The organism is Desulfobacter curvatus DSM 3379, from assembly GCF_000373985.1.
In the GTDB taxonomy this organism is placed as follows: domain Bacteria; phylum Desulfobacterota; class Desulfobacteria; order Desulfobacterales; family Desulfobacteraceae; genus Desulfobacter; species Desulfobacter curvatus.
Map to the genome: position 1 here is coordinate 104952 of NZ_KB893012.1, position 21432 is coordinate 126383.

Annotated in this window: 13 protein-coding genes; 8 read left to right on the forward strand and 5 right to left on the reverse strand. The window is 44.3% G+C overall.

Annotated features, from left to right (window positions below):
* Positions 1-23 precede the first annotated feature (23 nt).
* Positions 24-2615, reverse strand: a complete 2592-nt coding sequence (locus tag B147_RS0108945; RefSeq protein WP_020586873.1) for a DUF294 nucleotidyltransferase-like domain-containing protein — start codon at positions 2613-2615, stop codon at positions 24-26.
* A gap of 144 nt (positions 2616-2759) precedes the next feature.
* A complete protein-coding gene (locus B147_RS0108950) occupies positions 2760-4214 on the reverse strand; it encodes a DUF3360 family protein (RefSeq protein WP_020586874.1) in 1455 nt (484 codons plus the stop codon).
* A 423-nt stretch (positions 4215-4637) separates the two neighbouring features.
* Here B147_RS0108950 and B147_RS0108955 point away from each other — a divergent pair, with 423 nt between their 5' ends.
* The 3 genes from B147_RS0108955 to satP all read left to right on the forward strand — a co-directional run bounded on the left by B147_RS0108955 (position 4638) and on the right by satP (position 9881).
* The gene (locus B147_RS0108955) at positions 4638-7253 is read left to right on the forward strand and encodes a DUF294 nucleotidyltransferase-like domain-containing protein (protein ID WP_157237829.1); all 2616 of its coding nucleotides are present in this window, start codon (positions 4638-4640) and stop codon (positions 7251-7253) included.
* A gap of 22 nt (positions 7254-7275) precedes the next feature.
* Positions 7276-8706, forward strand: coding sequence for a sigma-54 interaction domain-containing protein (locus B147_RS0108960; protein WP_020586876.1), 1431 nt, complete (start codon positions 7276-7278; stop codon positions 8704-8706).
* 611 nt (positions 8707-9317) lie between these two features.
* A complete protein-coding gene (gene satP / locus B147_RS0108970; RefSeq protein ID WP_020586878.1) occupies positions 9318-9881 on the forward strand; it encodes an acetate uptake transporter in 564 nt (187 codons plus the stop codon).
* A 198-nt stretch (positions 9882-10079) separates the two neighbouring features.
* On the opposite strand, the gene B147_RS0108975 is transcribed toward satP, so the two are convergent.
* From B147_RS0108975 to B147_RS27945, 3 genes are all read right to left on the reverse strand, one after another.
* Positions 10080-10310, reverse strand: coding sequence for a hypothetical protein (locus tag B147_RS0108975; protein WP_020586879.1), 231 nt, complete (start codon positions 10308-10310; stop codon positions 10080-10082).
* A gap of 516 nt (positions 10311-10826) precedes the next feature.
* On the reverse strand, positions 10827-12746 hold the full coding sequence (locus B147_RS0108980; RefSeq protein WP_020586880.1) for a solute symporter family protein: 1920 nt from the start codon (positions 12744-12746) through the stop codon (positions 10827-10829).
* Positions 12743-13027, reverse strand: a complete 285-nt coding sequence (locus B147_RS27945; RefSeq protein ID WP_020586881.1) for a DUF485 domain-containing protein — start codon at positions 13025-13027, stop codon at positions 12743-12745. The genes B147_RS0108980 and B147_RS27945 overlap by 4 nt, the downstream gene beginning before the upstream one ends.
* A 1370-nt stretch (positions 13028-14397) precedes the next feature.
* Here B147_RS27945 and B147_RS0108995 point away from each other — a divergent pair.
* From B147_RS0108995 to B147_RS0109015, 5 genes are all read left to right on the forward strand, one after another.
* Positions 14398-15306: an AEC family transporter gene (locus B147_RS0108995; protein ID WP_020586883.1), complete on the forward strand. Its 909-nt coding sequence runs from the start codon at positions 14398-14400 to the stop codon at positions 15304-15306.
* Between the two features lie 95 nt (positions 15307-15401).
* Positions 15402-15614, forward strand: a complete 213-nt coding sequence (locus B147_RS0109000; protein ID WP_020586884.1) for a TRAP transporter large permease subunit — start codon at positions 15402-15404, stop codon at positions 15612-15614.
* Between the two features lie 131 nt (positions 15615-15745).
* Positions 15746-17155 (forward strand): FAD-binding oxidoreductase, encoded by a 1410-nt coding sequence (locus B147_RS0109005; protein ID WP_020586885.1) that lies wholly within the window; start codon positions 15746-15748, stop codon positions 17153-17155.
* Positions 17152-18405, forward strand: coding sequence for a (Fe-S)-binding protein (locus B147_RS0109010; protein WP_020586886.1), 1254 nt, complete (start codon positions 17152-17154; stop codon positions 18403-18405). The genes B147_RS0109005 and B147_RS0109010 overlap by 4 nt, the downstream gene beginning before the upstream one ends.
* Positions 18406-18578: 173 nt before the next feature.
* Positions 18579-21410, forward strand: coding sequence for a PAS domain S-box protein (locus B147_RS0109015; protein ID WP_020586887.1), 2832 nt, complete (start codon positions 18579-18581; stop codon positions 21408-21410).
* Positions 21411-21432: the final 22 nt, after the last annotated feature.

Sequence of the window (21432 nt, forward strand, 5' to 3'; positions counted from 1 at the left end):
GTCCCTTATACCCGATCATCAAGTTATATCTTCTCTGCCGGAAGACTTTCGATGAAATCCAGACTGATTTTTCTTCTAAGCATTGAGAGCCTGGCAACCATTTGCTTTAGATGTTCAACCTCTAAAGCATTGAGTTCTTCAACGGCTAAATCATCTGTCACTTTGTCTAAACCGGTATGTTTAAAAATCTGGTTGAAAAACCTTAACCGCCATATATTATAAAATATATAGACCGTTTCTTTGTAGAATTCTTCGGATATTTCTTCCTGTTCTCTGATGTCTTCCAATCTTTTAATGGTACTTGCATGGTTAATTCCATGCTTTAAAGCATAAATTCTTGAGAAAACCTCAATGGGACGCAGTGCATCTTTAAGATTCAATGTTTTTGCGCCGTCTTGTCGTTCGGTTTTCAATCCGCCATAGACATTAAGAGGCGGTTTATGCATTAAAGCATTTTTCGCGTAGTAATTGATAAATAGAGGGGACTGTTTCATTAACGATTGAATTTGCGAATGTATTGAATTTGCTAAATCAATATTGCCATAAGTACACTTCAAATCGAAGAATACGTTAAACTCAAGAAACCCGTCAGCTGTGGGGTCGTTCATTATATTTTTCAATTTATTATGCCATTCTTTTTCAGAAAGACACCATTTGGGGTGTAAAGCCATAATGCCTGCCGGGCAGAAATGATAACCAGAAGCATTGAGCTTGCCGCAAACCTTATCCCCAAGCTTCAGAAAATATGCTCTTATTTGGTCCAGGTCCACAGCCGTTTGTGTGGTCTCTTCAAAAATTATTGCATTATCCTGGTCTGAGAACATGGTCATTTCATGCCTTGCATTGCTGCCGAGCGAAAGGAATGCAAAAGCTACCGGTGGCTGACCGATTTCATCTATTGACAGCTCGATACAACGAACGATCACTTCATCATAAGTGGTACCAATTATGCTGCACAACGCTTTGGGCCTGGCACCCGTATCAATCATTTCTCGAATAATTGCCGGCAGGTTATTCATATTTTGGACAACATGCCCAATTCTATTACTCTCCCTGATTTTTTTGATAAGAGAATCATGAACTGTTTTATAATCCGTCGGAAGATTTGTGGACACTCCAACCCCAATATAGCTTTTACGAACAATAGGACGTATGGAAATAACATGCCCATGTTTTTCAGATAGAAATATACGCGATGTCGTAATAATAACATCAATGTGATTTCCAACAGAATCAGCCGCTACAGCTTCAAATTCCCCGGAATCAGAACAGTTTTGGAATACATTGATCAGGTGTTCCCTTAATTTGCTGTTATTTTCCATATCAGGAAAGATAATATCCCAGATATCAGTTTGATGAAGCTCTGTGTCGGTAAAACCCAACATCTGTTGTAACTTGAAATTTGAATATATGATTCTGCCGTCCACAGTCAGAAGGTAACCTTCATTGGAAGATTCGACCAGCGCCCGATAGCGGTCTTTGACTTCTTTTAGACCTGCTACAGCCCTCTTTCGGTCATTTTCAATGCGTTTACTTTGTAAAAGAAAATAGGCGAGCAGCATAAATAGCCCGTCAACAGTCACGCCGACGATTTGGAAAATATGCAGTTGCAACGCCTCTTTTTCTTCAGCAATATCATGGATATAGATACCTGTACCCACAATCCAGCCTCGTTTGGGAATTCCTTGTACATACGATAGCTTCTCAGCCGTTTTGCTTGGGTCATCTTTCCATTGCCAATGATATCTTAAATATCCCTCTCCATTGGATTTTACAATGCGAACGGATTCAACGAACAGTTTTTTGCCGCTTTTATTTTCTTCATCCGTATAGTCACTCAAATCCTTGCCTGTAAGCTCCGGACGATAGGGGTGCAGTATCATTTTAGGGATCATATCAATGATAAAAAAGTAATTTTTATTTTGGCTGCCATAGCGCATGGTTCTTATAGCATCTATCGTACGCTGTTTGGCCTCTTCAGGGGTAAGCTCCCCCTTTTCTTCTAATACCTGAAAGTGTGTAATCACACTTGCTGCCGTTGCTGTCAGCTCCTTTACCATCAGCTTTTTTTGGCTTAGCATGTTATTTTCAAAGAGCGGGACCACGTAAAAGAATATATAAGCGATAAAGAGTATAATTGCCAATATAGTCGGCAACACAATGCGACTGCCGAAGCTGTCAAAAAATTTTTCGCTTTTTTCCTTTTGATACGTGTAGGATCGGCCCTGGAAATAATCAGTAAGCTCTTCAAAACTCAGTATTTTTTTATCTTCAGTTTCTGCGGCATCGTGATATTTCTCTGTGAATGTACCGTTTTCAAAGTCTTCTCTATTGGGAAGGTAACCCCTATAGTCATCTTTTACGTGAGTTTCAAATACATTTTTGATGTCTTCACGAGAATACTTGCCCTCAAACTTTTCATAAGCTTCTTCCAGCCCTTCAACGCAATGACGAAACTTTCTATGGGAATATGGGTCGTAATTAGCCGGGCTTTGTCCTGCAAGCAGTCTTTCAAAAGAGCTTGTATCAAAAAAGCCGTCAAGCCATTGGTGTATATCTTTTCCTGGTATACCAAAAAGTTCTTCGGTCCGCTTTACATGGTCTTCAAGTTTCATTCCAGTATCCTTGAGCTGTTTTTTCAACACAAAAAAGTTAGCATATAAATGACTGCGTTTCAAAGCCTTAATATAAAAAGCCTGCCGATGCAGGGCATCGACAGGCTTTTCAAATGGTTGCCGCGGACCGGGCGGCGGTAATCTCTAGAATATGCCGGGTATCCCGGGGAGCTGACCCACCAGCCCAAGGGAAACGACACAGACGAGGAACATGGCACCTGGGATGATAAGTTTCTCATTCCAAGTGAGCGTTTTGGCCCGCTCGGTATCGCCGATAAGCCCCAGGTTGTCCAGGAGCATGGCAGCTGCCCAGCCGAATACCGGATTGACAAAAGCGCAGGCAAAAATACAGGTTCCGGCGCTCTGGGAATCTCTATGGTTGCTGACCATCTGCATCCCTGCTTCAAGCAACGGCAGGAATACGCCGACAATAAGCGCGATCCGAAGAACAGGTTCCCACATGGCAAGGTCCATGGGGTAGCCGAGTATACCGGCTACCACGCAGAAAATACCGGTGAGAATCGCACCGCCGGGAATGGGACGCTTGGCAATGGCTGCGGGAATCATGTATGTCCCCCAGGAGGAGGCGATATTGCCGCCGCCAAGACAGGAACCGATGGCCTGGCGAATAGACGCCACCATCATGGTATCGTCCACGTCCATAAGTACGGCTTTGGCCTCTTTCGGGTAGTTGAGTTCCTGGAATACCCGGTGTCCAAGGTAATCCGGCGACCACATGGCAACGGCCAGAATGGCGAACGGGACAACGGCAACAAAATGGTGGAGATTTGGAAGTCCCATCTTCCACCCTGTATTGGTACCCCACCACCACATGGGATCGAAATGGGGAAGTCCCGGCGGGGTGGAAAAGCTGAAATCAGCGCCCATTGTGAATGCGATGATGCCTGCGATGGCGGAACAAAGCGGGATGGCCAACCAGCGCTTCTGGATACGTGCCAGATAGGCATAGACAAGTACTGTTACGCCGATAACCGCAAAGGAAACTGCGCCGTTGCCGCCTGCTATCGCCCATTTTCCAAGTTTGCCGATCTGGCCCATAAGCCCAACGGCACCCAGATAGATCAAAAGCCCTCCCCGGACGCCGATTCCGGTCAGATTCATCAGCTTGGAACCGCCCTTTGTAATGGCAAGAATAAGGCCGAATAAGCCTATCAGGATGCCCAGAGCCAGGGGATGCCCGCCGGCCGCAGCGACAACGGGGATGAGAGGGATCATCGGGCCGTGGGTGCCTGCAAGGTTTGAATTCGGATTAAGGAATGCCGAAAAAAGCAGGACAAAGACAGCTCCTGCGATCAGCATCTCATACCGGACGTTCTCTGCAACAAATGCAGGTGAAAGATGGTACTGGTCTGCGAAGGCCGCGACCATGGCGGTTACCATTACCACCTTTCCAATGGTGGCGGCAATGGCCGGCACAAAGTCCTCGATTTCGATGCCGTAATCTCGGAAGGGCAGGTTGATCCGCCAGCGACGAAATTTCATAATAGTCAGTTCATGGTCAAGGTACTCAGCTCGAGTTTTAAATTCGCTTGCTTTCTTACGTTGTTCGTAATACGTCTTTCCGTTCTGCGCTACCATCTTTTAATCTCCTTCTTCTTCCTCAGCTACCCTGCCGATCTTTTGTTGGATCTCAGCATGCACCTTTCGGTGCGCCCAGGTACAATTAAAGTGTTTGGTTAGAAAAATGGTCCACTGCCTAAACAATATCCAGATGAAATTCTCTACCTCTTTCCTTTAATGAATGCAAGAACTATTTATTAGAATTTACTTTTTTATTTTCAGGGTATCAGCTTTTTTCTTTCAGAACAGCAAGTTATTTTTTTCAACCAAAGCATAAAACATAGGCAGAATTTGGAGATTTCACCTCGTCCGGCCACAGGTACAATATGTATATCAAGGTGCAGCACGTCTCTGACGCCTATGTGAAAGTAAGGGCTATTCTTAACTGGAAAAATATGTTTACCCTTAACATATGAACTGTTACATTAGGAAACATAATTGGTGAAACTGTTCTTGCCGGATCGGTCTATTGGAGGGTCTATAAGCCGGGGGCACAACCCAACCGGTAAAATTAAATTTGATGCATTGACAAATGACTTCTGCAACGATGGGGTTAAGCTAATGACATTGAAATACAACAAATTAATGACATTGATATACAACAATATGGAAGAAAATAATGAAAAGTTTACATCGGGTATAGTCGTATCAACGGTATTGGCTGTAGTCAGTATAGTCATGTTTATTGTTTCGTTCTATGCAGTTATTATCCCAATGTTTGAGAGCAGTGTTATGGATCGAAAAAAGGAAATGATTCATGAATTAACGAATACTGCCTGGAGTGTTTTGTCCGAATATGATGAAGAATATAAAGCCGGCAGGATAACACTGGACGAAGCGAAAGTTTTGGCCACCGAAGAAGTGGGCAAAATGAGGTATGGAGGTGAGCAAAAAAATTATTTCTGGATTACTACCACCGATCCTGTAATGATTAATCATCCGTATCGTTCGGATTTAAACGGGAAAAACCTGGTTGATTATGCAGACAAACATGGGAATAAATTATTTGTCGATGCCGCTAATTTGGTAAATGAAAAAGGCGAGGGGATAATTCAATACTATTGGAAAAAGAAAGATGATGCTTCGCCCGAAGTGCCGAAATTATCCTATGTAAAAGCGTATCAGGATTGGAACTGGATAGTCGGCACCGGTATATATCTTGATGATGTCAGGCTGGAAATAAAACGTTTGCGGGATAAGCTGTTAAGAATATCGGTTCTAATTATCGGTATTATTATTGTGATTCTTGTTTATGTATTAAAGCAGACCAGAATAATTGAGCAAAAACGTAAAGATGCCGTAAATGAATTAAGATCATCCAATCAGAGATATAAAAGCCTGGTGGGTGCATCAACCGAAGGCACCTTAATGGTCGTTCAACGTAAGGTTGTATTTGCTAATAGTAAATTTATCAGCCTGCTCGATGATGAAACCAGGTCGCTGGTTGGAACCGATTTCTCAGAGTTGTTTAAGTTGAGCTGGGATGAAATGGTTTCAGGAATTAAAAATCCCAATCAAACCCATGCGTTTGAAACCGAACTTTTGAAATATAAAGCAGGTTACCAACATATTATAGCTTATGTAACACAGGTTGAACAGTCCAATAGCACAGCATACATAGTGGTTATAAAAAATATTACCGAAAAGAAAAGACTTAGGCTTGATTCCCAGAAATTATCCGAGGATGTTCAGCTTTCCCTTCAATTAATGAACCAGCCGGTTAAGAACCTGGTAAACGAAAATATTAATTGTGATATTAACATGCCGATCGGTAAGGTTATTGGACTAATGAAGACTAAGCGCTGCGAAATCATAAGTGTAAGAAACAGCGATGAAACAGTCGGCGTTGTAACCGATAAAGACATCCGAAATCGTTTGATGAACGATGGAATGACTATGGATAGTCCGATAGTAAAGTTAATGACATCGCCGGTAATTAGTATAAACCAGGGGGCGTTACTGTACGAAGCTGTGCTATTGTTCAGAGAACACAATATCTCGCACCTTATGATTACCAATCCGAATAATAGAATTTATGGTAACATTAGTTATCTTAAATGTCTTGAAATGCAAAATAACTCACTGACATTTTTAATACAGGAGATACAAAAGTGTGATGTTATCAGCGATATGCGCAATATCTATAATAAGGTACCGGTACTCATACAGGCAATATTTACCAGTACGGACAATATCAGCAGTGTATCACGCATAATTACGTCAATAGCGGATGCCATAAATAAGCGGGTGATAGAAATGGCAATCGCCGAAGTAGGAGAACCGCCTTGCGAGTTTGCGTTTATAGCTATGGGAAGCGAAGGGCGAGGTGAACAAACACTTAAAACCGACCAGGATAATGCCATAATTTTTGCTGAGCAATCTGATGATAATAAAGAATACTTTTTACGCCTTTCGGTGATCATAAATGAAAATCTGCATAAGATAGGTTATGCCCGCTGCGAAGGTGATCTCATGGCAGGAAATCCAGAGTGGTGCAACCATATTGATGAATGGAAGCATATATTCTCAACATGGATTAACAACCCTGTTGGGTTAAATGTTCTAGACAGTTCGCTCTTTTTTGACATGCGTTTGGTTTTTGGAAGCCGGCAGCTGTCATCTCAGCTAATTGATTCAGTATATGAAGAGTTAAAAGGTAAGAATGAATTCTTTAGTCAGTTGGTTAAAACAGTTGCCGCAAGCAAGCCGGTATTCGAAAATCAACGGGTTGATATTAAAAAGTTTTTGATACCGATTGTCGGGTATTTAAGAGCTAAGGCATTGTTTCACTCTATAAAACAAACAAATAGTATGTTGCGGTTAAATTATTTGATGGCATATGATTTAATTTCTGAAAGCAAGGCCCAAGAGATTGAAAAGATGTATAATTTTCTTATGCATCTGAGAATAAAGTGGCAGGTCGGTCTTATACTTGACAATGACTGGCCGTCTAATACAATCTCGTTAAATAATCTTACGGCAATAGAGCAGGAGACGCTTAAAAATATAATTAAAGAGGTTCTAAAATTACAGGAAGAACTGCAATTAAAACTTTAAAGACCCAAGACCGGATTTTATTGTGCTTGAATATACACCGATCGCCCAGTTTGCCATAGGGACAGACCATAAGGTAAAGGTCTGGAACAAAGCCTGTGAAGTGCTTACCGGCGTTTCCGCCGAGGAGATTATCGGCACTGACCACCAGTGGAAGATTTTTTATTCTAAAAAACGGCCTGTTTTGGCTGATCTTGTCGTTGAACAGGACTACGAAAAATTCCTTGAAATTTATGATACAAAAAATCCGGCCCAGTCCAGCATTGTGCCCAATGCCTGGGAAGCAACAGACTATTTTGAAAATTTTAACGGGAAACCAAGATATATCTATTTTATGGCGGCCCCTGTTTTTGATGATGACGGCAACATTACAGGTGCAGTCACAACGCTTCAGGACATAACGCTTCGCAAAATGCAGGAAGACGCCATGAAGCGTGAATCCGAAGAACTCCAGCAACAGTATTCACTGTTGCAGTCCTCAATGGGTGAACGCTTCAAGTTCTGCAATATCGTTGGCAAAAGCCAGAAAATGCAGGAGGTCTATGACATAATCATACGGGCGGCAGCCAGTGCTGACAGTGTTGTTATCTACGGTGAATCGGGGGTGGGAAAAGAGCTGGTTGCAAAGGCTATACATGATGTCAGCCGAAGAAAAGACGCACCGTTTATCCCTGTCAATTGCGGCGCCATCTCCGAATCTCTTCTGGAAAATGAGTTTTTTGGCCATATAAAAGGCGCATTTACCGGCGCCTATAGTGACAAAAAGGGCTTTCTTTCCAATGTACAGGGCGGCACCCTGTTTCTTGATGAGGTTGGAGAACTCTCCTTGAATATGCAGGTCAAGCTTTTGCGGGCAATAGAAGGGGGGGGGTATTCTCCGGTCGGAAGCACTGATGTGCTTTATTCCGATTTCAGGATTGTTGCCGCAAGCAACCAGAATCTATGGGAGGAGGTTCAAAAAGGCAGGCTCCGCAGCGATTTTTTTTACCGCTTATATGTGATACCTGTGGATATTCCACCCCTTCGTGAACGTAAGGAAGACCTTGCCCTTCTTGCCGATTATTTTTTCAGTGAGATGGGATCACCCCTGCACTTTGATGCCTTGCCCGGAAAAGACATAAAAACGCTATACAATTACCACTGGCCCGGAAATGTCAGGGAACTGCAAAATGTTCTTCGCAGGTATGTTACCTTTAACAGCCTTGATTTTATGAAGCTCCCGGATATTGATCCCCCTGTAATACCGCTCCAACCTCCCCCGGGAGTTATTGCCGTTTCCGATTCAGTCACAGACCTTCCGCTGACTGATGCCGCTGCTCAGTTCGAGAAACAACTTATTCTTTCTGCCCTGAATCAGTGCAGGTGGCACAGAGAAAGTGCCGCTGAAAAATTAGGCATTTCCCGCAGGACACTCTACCGCAAGATGATGGCCCACGGGCTCGTAAATGCTATATAAAATCCATCTTTTATAATACCTTGAAACCAAAAATCAAGCTTGCAGAACCTTCTCAAATGGCATGATGGCCGTCCTATGCAAAGTGGGGTTTTATCAAGAAGAATTTACTTTAACAGGATACGTCCTTCTAAACGATGATAAACGATGACTCTTGGAATTAGCCTGGCTCAAAATGGGACAAAATCGCTCTTATATTTTTATATAAATATTTCAATATGTTATCTCTTGTCATGTTTTTCTTGGGTCAATCTTGACAAGAAAGCCTCTTTCCCATTAAAGGCGTCACTCACCACAGTCTTTTTTTCAGCAAAACTATATTATTTGGATTATTAGCAATGATAATAGGTGGATGGGTCTGTTGCTTACGGCAATAGACCGGCTTAACAAGACCTTAATCGATAAATGGCACGATGATTGCTATAGTATGTTTACTGACTTTGAATATTGTTGTTGCAACCTGTTACTGCTGGATATGAAAGAAGAGACTAAGAAAGAATTACAGATGCTTTAAAATTTTCTGTTAATCGCCTGATGGATTGAAAGCACCTGATAAAGAGTTTTTAAGGGAAGTTTTTAAAGTTTTTTTAATCATTTGTAGACGGGAGAAGATAATGAGAGACAACACGTTGGCAAATCCGGGGCCTCTCGGATTAATGGGATTTGGAATGACAACTGTGCTTTTGAATATTCATAATGCCGGTTTTTTTGAAATCAGTTCCATGATTCTGGCAATGGGTCTTTTTTACGGGGGCGTGGCCCAGATTATCGCCGGAATTCTTGAATTTAGAAAAGGTAACACTTTTGGCGTTACGGCTTTCATATCCTATGGCCACTTTTGGTTGACTCTGGTAGCGCTTATTCTGTTACCTAAACTCGGCTGGGCAGACCCGACGCCCGCAAAATTCATGGCTTGTTACCTATTGATGTGGGGCATCTTTACAATGTTTATGTTTTTCGGGACATTAAAATCAAACAAAGGCCTTCAGTTTGTTTTTGCCTCGCTGACGGTATTGTTTTTTCTTCTTGCAATCAAAGACTGGACAGGTTCACATCTTATTGGAATCATTGCCGGATTTGAAGGCATCATCTGCGGACTGAGTGCTATTTACCTTGCCATGGCAGAAGTTCTCAACGAACAATACAACAGAGCAATTCTTCCGGTAGGCATGCCTTAACCGAAAAAGCCCCCTTGTCCAGTTCAGAAAACTGAATAGGGGGCTCTTGTAAAATAATATAGGAAACCAATAAGAATGAGGCGGACCCAGACCACAATGCCGACAATAATCCAGTTAAGCAGATGCGCCCTGGTGAAACCTCCTTCTCAATTCTCTCAGGAAGCGGACCAAAAAAAATAATTATACAAGAACCATTTATCACCAAAGGAAATGAGAACATATGCCGGCCCAGATCAGAACCTGCGCAAACAAGAAAAGCCCTGCTGATAGAATCCATGCGCTATGAGGTGCAGTGGATTGATAGGCCCCGTCGGGATCAGTCAAGACTCTGGTAAAGGCAGACCATGCACAGACAACACCAAATGCGATTTGAATTAAAATAGCGCAAACGATGACAAACCAACCATTGGTAGTTTTTTCGGTAGACATTAGAAAACCCTCCTTGTTTGTGTTAGTTGATCATTTTGGGATCAAGTCATTTTGGGATCAAGCAAAGTTGAACATTTAACTACAAGTTCAGTAGCTGGCCGGGGGCAAAGTAAAAAACACGTTGTAAAGGTTAAAACTATTTAAAAACTATGAGCTTTCAAAAAAACGCTCCCTCGAATCCTCTGCAGTTCTTTGGCTGCCCATGTTTTTTATAATAGCTTGATTCTGATTTTTAATCCTTCAATTTAAAGGTTGCTAGCTCATTCTATTATATACAGTTCATCCTATTAATTGTATGCATTTTCATATTTGTATATCCATTTATTTTTGTCAAGATCAACATGAAAATTATTTTTTTTATTTAGTGATTATCTTAACCTCATCGGAACTACAACAGCTTTCTCTTTGTAAGTGCCCCCATCCCTTTGTGGCATAATTCAACCAAATATTAAAAAAGGAGAGCTTGAAAAAAACACTCTCCTTTTTAATCTTATCCTTCCTTTTTAACTTGTATGTTTAAGCAACTTGTTTTTCTGTGCCAACCTGGTCTTTCTGTGTCATTAAAGACACAACAACCAGCGTGATAAGGGCAAGTGGTATTGATATGATACCTGGATTATTCATGGCTATCGGAGCACTTTCAGCGGGTAGTCCATACACTGTAAAGGTCTTGGGCGACAGTAAAATAATTGTCATAGCGCTTATGATCCCCACTACGATGGATGCGGAAATGCCCTTTGCCGTCGTTTTCTTCCAGAACAGCATCATTAGAATTGCCGGCAGGTTTGCTGATGCGGCAACCGCAAAGGCCAGCCCCACGAGGAATGATACGTTTATGCCCTTGAAGGCGATCCCTAACAATATGGCAAACACCCCAACCACGACGGCCGCGATCTTACCCGCTTTTACCTGGCCTTTATCGGTCAGTGGAATGCCGAAATAATTGGCAATCAGGTCATGGGCAACAGCACCGGATGCCGCCACAATAAGCCCGGAAACCGTTCCGAGAACCGTTGCAAAGGCGATGGCGGATATTACAGAGAATAACGCTATACCAAAGAACTTGGCCAAAAGAGGTCCGGCCATGTTACTGCTCTGCACATCAAGTACGCCGGTGACCATTGCACCAAGTCCCATGAAAAGGGTAAGGACATAAAAGAAACCGATAGCTGCTATGGCAAGGATCGTAGACTTACGCGCGGCCTTTGGGCTGGGTACCGTATAATACCTGATCAGAATATGCGGCAGGGCGGAGGTGCCGAAGAACAATGCGATCATAAGGGAGACAAAATCAAGCTTGGACATAAAGGTTGACCCCTTTTTGACCTTGAATCTCAATCCGGGTGTCATGATGTCCTTACCGGCTGTCGGATTCTGATACCAGAGCTGTACTTTGTCTCCATTGTCCATGAAAATTACCTTAGCGAAACGGACGATGGTGCTCTTATCGATTGTCGACAGGAATTTAAACGGGCTCAGGCTCCCTGTTTCCGTAACCTCTTTTCCATCAACGATAAGTTTGCTTGCGTGGCCTACCTGGAAGAATTTTTCAGCTTCCTTGGGCTCGCCGTTGTACAATACCTGTCCGTCTTTGCCGTTCACAACCGTAAGCGTCTCTTCAAGGTGAGTATTCCCATCGTTTTCAACCAAATGCCACCAGGTACTGACACCCTCTTTATTTAATTTTACATAATTGCCTTTGGCGTCATTATAAGCCCCGGCTATCTGGTACTCATAGTTGTCGATTGCCGTAACCTCTCCATTGGTTACCGTGGCATTTATGGTTTGAAATTTATGATAATTTTCATCAGGCTGCGTTTTAATACCATGCACAAATATGGCAATTGTAAGAATTGTTGAGGCAATGATCAGCAGGCCGCCTTTGAAGAACTGAACATAAGTGGTGGATGCCATTCCTGCCGTTGCCACGATAAATATAACGATGGCGCCCACAAGGATAACCCCGACATAATGGGGCATGCCGAGCAGTGGTGTAACAAGACTGCCGGCACCTACCATCTGAGGCACAAGATAACATATGGAGACGATCAGGGTACTGATGGCCGCCGTCAGGTGAATGCCCCTTGAATTGTACTTATTATTAAGCGCATCTGTAAATGTGTATTTACCAAGGCGTTTCATCGGCTCGGCCACAATAAACAGCGCAACAACCCATCCGGCAAGATAACCGATGGAATATAAAAATCCGTCGTATCCGCTGAATGCGATCATTCCGCATATACCAAGGAAGGAAGCGGCTGAAAGATAATCGCCTGCGAATGCAATACCATTTACACCCCAGTGTATATCTCCACCGGCAGCATAATACCCTTTTGATGTCGTTGTTTTTTTTGCAAAATAAGATGACAGCCAGAGCACACCAAGTACAAAAGCGACAAATATTGCTACAGCGAACGGGGATGCATTATATATCATTTGTCAGAATCCTCCACATTTAGTTCATTTTCTTTATTGGTGCAAAGAATGTCGTAAATGATGCCCATTACAAAGGCCAAAATAATCAAGCCAAAGCCGTAGATAACCGCCAGATTTTGACCGGCAAAAACCTTTGCCTCCATTGTTTCCGGACTGGCAACATTTATCCAGATAAATCCGACATAAACCAAGACGTAAATAAGAAACAACCACAAACCCAGTGTAGTTTTATAGGCAATCGCTTTGTCCTCTCCCCAATCAGTTGCAGGCCCGTGTGACATAGGTTTTCTCCTTAAATAAAAAAAGTTTAATTTAATTTCGGATAATTGTGTTCATAAACAATATATCCTAGTTCAGGCGTACTTTTTTCAATTTACTTCAACAGGATACGAAACAGCTACAGTCCAACTGGTAATACTGGTAACAATGATACGAACGTTGTCTTTGAGAAAAGTCCGGTTTGAGGTTTAAAAAACATGATCTGATGATCACGGCTACTGCTAATTGTTTTTCCCATTTCCCCTCCTTTTTATGGTTTAGACTCTCGTACTATGCTTCTTTGCCGAACAATATTTATCCCCACCAAATACCGGTGGAATAATTATTTTTTTTATAAGAAAGTCTGGGTAAGTTACTCAGATCTTTCAAGCTTTGTTGTGGGCTATGCCTGGCAGTTGATATGTCAGGTCAGCCCATGGCTGTTATAAAGTAGAGAAAATCTTACACTAACAATAAGGCCGGGTTTTAATCGCTGTTGATGTACCACAACTCAAATAGGTTCAGATTATTTACCGCTCGTGTCTTCCGGCAAAAATTAGCCTTGTTTTTTCCTTTCATTAATACATTCGAGGAACCCTTCTTACGAATAAGAATCAATACCCGAATGTATGTTCATTATGAAGGTTTATAAACCGCCTGTCTGACAGTTTTTGGAAAAAATTTCTAAGCGTTAAAAAATAATAAAAACTAATTTATAGAAAAATTTATATTATGATTAGGCTGGATGTCAAGCATAAAAATTTCAGTTTTAGAGTAATTTTAAATCCGTCAACTTAAATTATCTATCTATCACGTTGAATTCATTCTGATTATTAATAGAAAAAGCCGTGCAGTGGTTGCGAATTGTTTTTAGATAAGTAGATATCGTACGCATGCTTTTGTTAAATCGTCCCATTTTCGGGGCGATACGGCTTCTGAATATTGGGGTTGAGGCCGGCGAACAAATAAAATCTCCAAATTGTCTGATTATCAATCGTTTTGGCGTTTCGTTGGTAGGCCGTTTTTTTTCGTGTGGTGTGTACTTTTTTTCGTATAGTGGGAACTATTTTTCGTAGAATAGGGTTCTTTTTTCGTAGGATAGGCGCTTTTTTCGTGAGATGTACGCCTATCTTTCGTAGGGTAAAAACCTTCTTTTTGTCAACCAGGTGACCCACATATGAGAAAAGATAATCCGGAAATATGGCTACGTCCGGGGAAAGAGAAGTCCCTACATTGAAAAAACAGTCTTCATCAAAAACGGAGACTTTTTGTGATGACGGCAAAGTTGAAACTGCAGCTTGACCCGGTAGGGCTTTTATAGTAAAAGAATTTGCTTTTGACCGGCAGCAAGAAAAGTTAGCTCCGGTTACGGCAATAACCTTTCGGAGCGTTCATGTTTTCCCAATTTTTTCCCATTTTTTTTAATGTTGTCACCCCGGTATTTGCCCTGATACTGACGGCCTATCTTCTTGGGAATAGGCTCGGGATTCAAAGTCGGTCTCTTTCCCGCACAAGCTATTATCTGCTTGTACCGGCTTTTGTTTTCAATGTGCTCAGCCAAGTCAAAATTGATGCCGTCACCGCATTCAGGATGATTGTCGGTATTGGACTGGTATATATGATTACAGGACTTCTCGGGTGGGGGCTGGCAAGGGGGTTGGGGCGCAGCAAAGAAATAGCTACGGCCTTTTTGATGACTTGTGTTTTTGGAAATGTGGGCAATTATGGCCTGGCCCTGACAAAATTTTGCTTAGGTCCCAACGCCATGGAAAGCGCAACCATTTACATGCTCACAGCCAATACCTTTTCTTTTTTTTGCTGTGTCATGGCCGCGGGCTGGTTGAAAGGCGGCAGCACAGGCGCATTGAAAGATCTTATTAAAACGCCGGGAATCACGATTGTACCCTTAGCCCTGGTCTTCCCAGTGGCAGGTATTGAACCCCCGATTATGATTCAGCGAATTGCTGGGTTACTTGGAGACGCTATGATTCCAGTGCTGCTGCTGGCGTTAGGACTGCAACTCAAAGAGGCCGGCAAACTGAATTTTGGCACAGATGTTTTTCTGGCAAGTCTGATTCGTCTGATTGCAGGGCCTGCCATTGCCATTGCCATAATTCCCTTGGTAGGCATTTCCGGTATTGAAGCCTCTGCCGGTATTCTTCAGGCGGCCATGCCCTCGGCTGTACTTACGGCCATCATTGCCATGGAAAATAATGTGGCGCCCGCTTTTGTTACCTCTGTGATCTGTGTTTCCACTTTGCTCAGCCTTGTCTCGTTGACCCTGGTTATGTCTCTGCTTTAAAATAGTACCCGACCGAAAACCGTAAATTTTGCCGATTCCGGGGTTGGTCTGAAATTTTAATCCTCTTCCGGCAGGCCTCGGCGCCGGAATTCTTTTTGCTGCTGGTGAATATTTTAGTTCTTTTTGTCGGATCATTACTGGACATGCCGGCAGCCATAGTTATTATTGTGCCTATACTGGAACCCATTATGGTGAATCCGGGCATTGATCCAATTCACTTGGGGGCCGTGATTGTGGTGGACTTTGTCATTGGTTATATCACCGCGCCGTTTGGTTATAACCTGTTTGTAATCAAAACCATTACCTGAAGAGGAATGGGGCTGGTGCGTCTGTCGGTGATGCCCTTTTTATTGGTTTGCCTGCCGGGATTGATGATGGTGACGTGTATCCTCCAGATTAGCCTGGGAATCCCTGCGTCATTTAATTAGGAAATTGATTTATGATATCTGAAAACGTGATCCGGGAGCTCAAAGAGATTTGCGGTTCCAAATTTGTGAGCTGTGACAAGACCGATCGTATCTTGTACAGCTATGATGCCACGCGCAAACAATTTCTTCCGGATGCCGTGGTGCATCCGGTCGATGCCCAGGCCGTATCCCGGATCATGAAGCTTGCCCATCACCATCGTATCCCGGTTTATCCCAGGGGGGCGGGCAGCGGGTTCACCGGTGGCGCCCTGCCGGTCTGCGGGGGGATGGTTATGGGAATGAGCCGGATGAACCGGATCCTGGACATTGACCAGGAAAATCTTGTGGCCGTGGTGGAACCTGGTGTCGTGACCGGAGATTTCCAAAAGGCCGTGGAGGCGCTGGGTCTGTTTTATCCCCCGGATCCTGCGTCCCTGAAAGTCTCCAGCCTTGGGGGAAACGTGGCTGAATGCGCAGGCGGCCCCCGGTGTGTCAAGTATGGAGTGACCAAAGACTACGTCATCGGCCTGGAGGTGGTGACACCCACAGGCGACCTGATTGAAACCGGCGGCACCACCATGAAAGGGGTGGTGGGCTACGACCTGACCAAGCTCTTCTGCGGTTCGGAAGGCACCTTGGCCGTTATCACCAAAATTATTCTTAAGCTGCTTCCTAAACCCCAGGCCAAGAAGACCATGCTGGTGGTGTTTGATGCCATTGACGGTGCTGCCAAGGCTGTCTCCGCCATTGTCCGTGAGAAGATCATTCCTGCCACCCTGGAATTCATGGACGGCCGGACCCTGGACTGCCTCAGGCAGACCGCAGGGCTCTCCATGCCACAAGGCGCCGATGCGGCCCTGATTATAGAGGTGGATGGGGACAGAGAGTTCCTGGATAAGCAGGCCCAAAGGATTTTAAAGGTGGTCGATTCCCTGGGCGTTCTGGAGAACCGGGTGGCCAATACCTTTGAAGAGAGCGAAGAGATCTGGAAGATCCGCAGGGCGATCTCTCCCTCGTTGAAAAAGCTTGGACTGGAAAAGTTCAACGAAGATATCTGTGTGCCCAGGTCCAGGCTACCTGAAATGATCCGCCGGATCGAAAAAATTTCTGACCAATACAACCTGCCCATCGTGAATTTCGGCCATGCCGGAGACGGAAATATCCACGTTAATATCATGGCGGACAAAGATGATGCTGAACAAATGGCCAATGCGGAACATGCCATTGAGGCACTGTTCCGGGCTACACTCGCGTTGGGCGGAACCATGAGCGGAGAACACGGTGTTGGTATCATGAAAGCCCCCTACCTTTCCCTGGAGTTGTCAAGTCAGTCCATTCTTTACATGAAAACCCTTAAAAAAGCTTTAGATCCGCATAACATCCTCAATCCGGGTAAAATTTTTCCCGAAGAGGCATCCGTGTTTCCCGGAGAGGTAAAATGAAAGATCTGGAACAATACCGGGAGTGGAGCCAAGCCTGTGTCAAGTGCGGTGCCTGCCGGGCCACATGCCCGGTGTTCAAGGCCGAAAACACCGAAGGCGGTGTGGCCCGGGGGAAAATTGCCCTTGCCCAGGCCATGATGGAGGGACAAGTCTTTGCCGAAGAGAGGCTGATCCATGATTTGTCCCAGTGTCTGCTGTGCGGCAGTTGCACCAACCTGTGCCCTAACCAGGTGCCCACCGCGGAGATCGTGGCTGCGGCCCGCAGGGAAGTGGCTCGGCAAAAAGGGTTGTCCGGATTTGGTAAAGGCGTGGCGACACTGCTGACGCATAAAAAAGCCATGGATTGGATGAGTAAAAGCGGTGATCTGGCTTCCCGGCTTCTGTGTCGGCAGATTCCCGAAACAAGTGGCTTAAAACTGCGGTTTCCTGTTCCGGGCATCCCCCGGGAACGTACGTTTCCCAGACCGTCATTCAAACCATTTTTGAACAGAGATATCCGGCAGACGGTTTCCCCTTCAGCAAGTCACAGGGTACTTTTTTTCACCGGGTGCGGTATCAATTATCTGTACCCCGAAATCGGTGAGTGCCTGGTTCGTATTCTCAACTTCATGGGGGTCCATGTGAGCCTCACCAACGAACAGGTATGTTGCGGGCTTCCCGCCCTGTCCGCCGGTGCAGGAGATGCGGTTCAAACCCTTGCCCAAAGAAATTTAAAGGCCCTGAAACTCCACGCCTTTGACTATGTACTCACTGCCTGCGCCTCCTGCCACGGGGCCCTGGCTGGGATTTATCCGACCCTTGGGGCGGACTATCAGCCCTTTGCCGAAAAGACCCGGGACATCATGGATTTTGTGATGGATTTTGACCTGGTCGGCCGGCTGGCATCTTTGCCCCGATCAGAGGACCGGATTAAGGTCACCTACCACGACCCCTGCCATCTGCGAAATCATGGCCTGACCCGGGCCCCCAGGCAATTGCTTTCTGCCTTGCCCCAGGTTGACTTTGTTGAGATGGCTGATGCGGCAACCTGCTGCGGCCTGGGCGGAACCTTTTCCGTACACCATTACGAAACCAGTCAGATGATAGGCAACCAAAAAGCGAACCATGTCGCCCAAAGCGGCGCTGAGATCGTTGCAACGGCCTGTCCCGGATGCATGATTCAGCTCCGGGACAGCTTGAATCGCCAGAATATTCCTGCAAGGGTGGCCCATCTTCTTGAACTGGTTTCCCAGGCACTTCCCGGCAAATAAATAGAGTTTTGATTTACTTCATTTCATTGGAATGATATTCTTTAACGGTCGATTAATAGAGCATAAATAAAAAAGAGTTTCAATGATATCCGGCGATAAATCGTCGGGGGAATAATCTGTTTATCTACAAAATTATTTTCAGTAAGCAGCAGGCCGTACAACAGGAGTATTTTATGAATTTCAATGATCCGAATCGCATTTTATTCGTCATGGAAGAGATTGAACGTATAATCAAAATACAATCCGATGCCGATGACGTCTTAGATCAAATTCTTAAAAAAATGCTTGAATTTTTTTCATGCGATCGGGCCTGGTTGTTCTATCCGTGTAATCCTGATCTGCCGACATTTGAAGTGGTATATGAGAGAACCACACCTTTGTTTCCCGGTGCAAAGGCACTGAATACAACTGTGCCGATGACCCGTGATATGGCAGAATACTGTAACCGTGCACTTTCGAATAGCGGGTGTCCGGAAATTGATCCACGCCCGGGTCAAAAAATGAGCAATGACATTGCCTTGAAATTCAATGTTAAATCCTTGATATTCATGGCGTTGAACCCCCAAAATGATGACGCTTGGATGTTTGGTATGCATCATTGCGAAATAAACCATCACTGGAACAATAATGAGAGATATCTTTTTAAAATCATCGGGCTAAGAATTACAAAACTTATCGAGAATTTAATTTTTATCAAACAAATAACCGAGAGCGAGAAGAAGTATCGCAAGCTATTTGAGACCGTTTCCGATGCAATTTATTTGATATCCGGAAAAGGGAAAATCATTGATGCAAACCAAGGTGCATGCGTGTGTCTGGGTCGGACAAAAGAGGAAATACTCGATCTGTATATAGATGACGTGGATCAAAATTTCTCGGTGGAGGAAATTTTATCTTTTTGGGATAAAGTGCCGTTTAATACCTCTAAAAAATTTGAATCCATTCATAAAACCAAAAATAATGATTTAATATCCGTCGAAGTTATCGGTCAAAAATTTAGATTCAAGAACGCGACATGTTATTATGTTGTTGCAAAGGACATCACGGAGCGTCAAAAAGCAGAGAAGTTTTTGAAAGAAAGTGAAGAACGATTTCGAAACTTGATGGAAAATGTAGATGCTGTTGCTGTCCAGGGATATGGGCTTGATGGGACAACTCAGTATTGGAATAAAGCATCGGAAAGGCTTTATGGATATACACGGCAAGAGGCGATTGGCCGCAGTCTTCTTGATCTGATTATTCCACCGGAGATGAGGCCTGTTGTGGCTGAAGAAATGCGTAAAATGGCGGGGTCCGGCCGTCCCATCCCTTCGGGGGAGCTGTTGCTGATGCATAAAGACGGCTCTCAAGTACCGGTTATCTCCCATCATGTCATTGTAGAGGTACCGGGGCGTGCTCGGGAACTCTTTTGTCTTGATATCGATATTTCCGAGCGCAAACAGGCGGAAACCACACTCCGGCAAAGTGAAGAAAAGTTCAGAACTCTGGTGAACACAGCCCCTTTTGGTATCCAGCTTACCGATTTAGAAGGCAAAATTGTTTACAGCAACCCTGCCCATCATCACATACAAGGTTACGAACCGGATCAACTCATCGGCATGTATTTATGGGACTTGACGGCAGATGACGGCCACCGTACAGAAATCAGGGAATATTATCAGAACATCATCAGCAAAAAACCTGAACCGACACTGTATTTTACCCGGGAAAAAACCAGGGATGACCGGGAAATAGATGTCCAGATAAACTGGGATTATATCCGGAACGAAAAAGATGAGGTTACGGGTATTATCAGCATTATTGAAGATATCAGCGAACGTAAGCAGGCAGATGCGGAACGGGAAAAACTCCAGAAACAACTCAACCAGGCCCAGAAAATGGAGGCAGTTGGACGCCTGGCCGGGGGCGTGGCCCATGATTTTAATAATATGTTGGGGGTGATACTGGGATATGTGGAATTGGCCTTTGAAAAAATAGATCCTGATCAGGAGTTGTATGCTGATTTCGAAGAAATTCAAAAAGCTGCCGAACGGTCGGCTGATTTGACAAAACAATTGCTGACCTTTGCCAGAAAACAGGTCATTGCTCCGGAAGTGCTTGACCTGAACGATGCTGTAGATAGTATGCTGAAAATGCTGCGCAGACTTATTGGTGAGAATATTGAGCTTTTATGGTTACCGGCCGATGAGTTGTGGCCGGTCAAAATAGATCCGAGCCAGATCAATCAAATCCTGGCCAATCTGTGTGTCAATGCCCGGGATGCCATTGCCGGTGTGGGCAAACTTACCATTGAAACGCAAATGAAGACGTTTGATCAAATATATTGTGCCGGTCACCCGGGATTTATAACCGGAGATTATGTGATGCTGGCGGTAACGGATAATGGCTGCGGCATGAACAAAGAGATGTTGAACAATTTGTTTGAACCGTTTTTCACCACCAAGAATGTAGGTGAGGGCACCGGGCTTGGCCTGGCCATAATTTACGGTATCGTTAAACAGAATAACGGCTTTGTCAATGTTTACAGCGAACCGGGGCAGGGAACCTCTTTCAAAATATACCTGCCCCGGTTCCACCCGTCTGAGGACGCCCAGGAAGAGGCCCTTCCGGAAAAATCCGTCCCCACCGGAAACGAAACCGTATTGCTGGTGGAGGATGAACCCGCCATTCTTCGAATGACGAAGATGATGCTGGAACGTAAGGGTTATTCAGTTTTGCCGGCCGCCACCCCGGCTGATGCGATAAATATAGTCAATGCCTATATCGGTAAAATACACCTTCTTATGACCGACGTGATCATGCCTGAAATGAATGGCCGGGATCTGGCAGAAAAAGTTAAAGCGGTTTTTCCTGAAATCAAATTATTATTCATGTCAGGGTATGCAGCCAATGTAGTTACCAACCAGGGGGTGCTTGATGAAGGCGTTGCCTTTATGCAGAAACCATTTTCAACCAATGAACTTGCTAAAAAAATCCGGGAGGTGCTGGATGAGTCCCATGCATAAAGTAAATATAATATCACCCTTG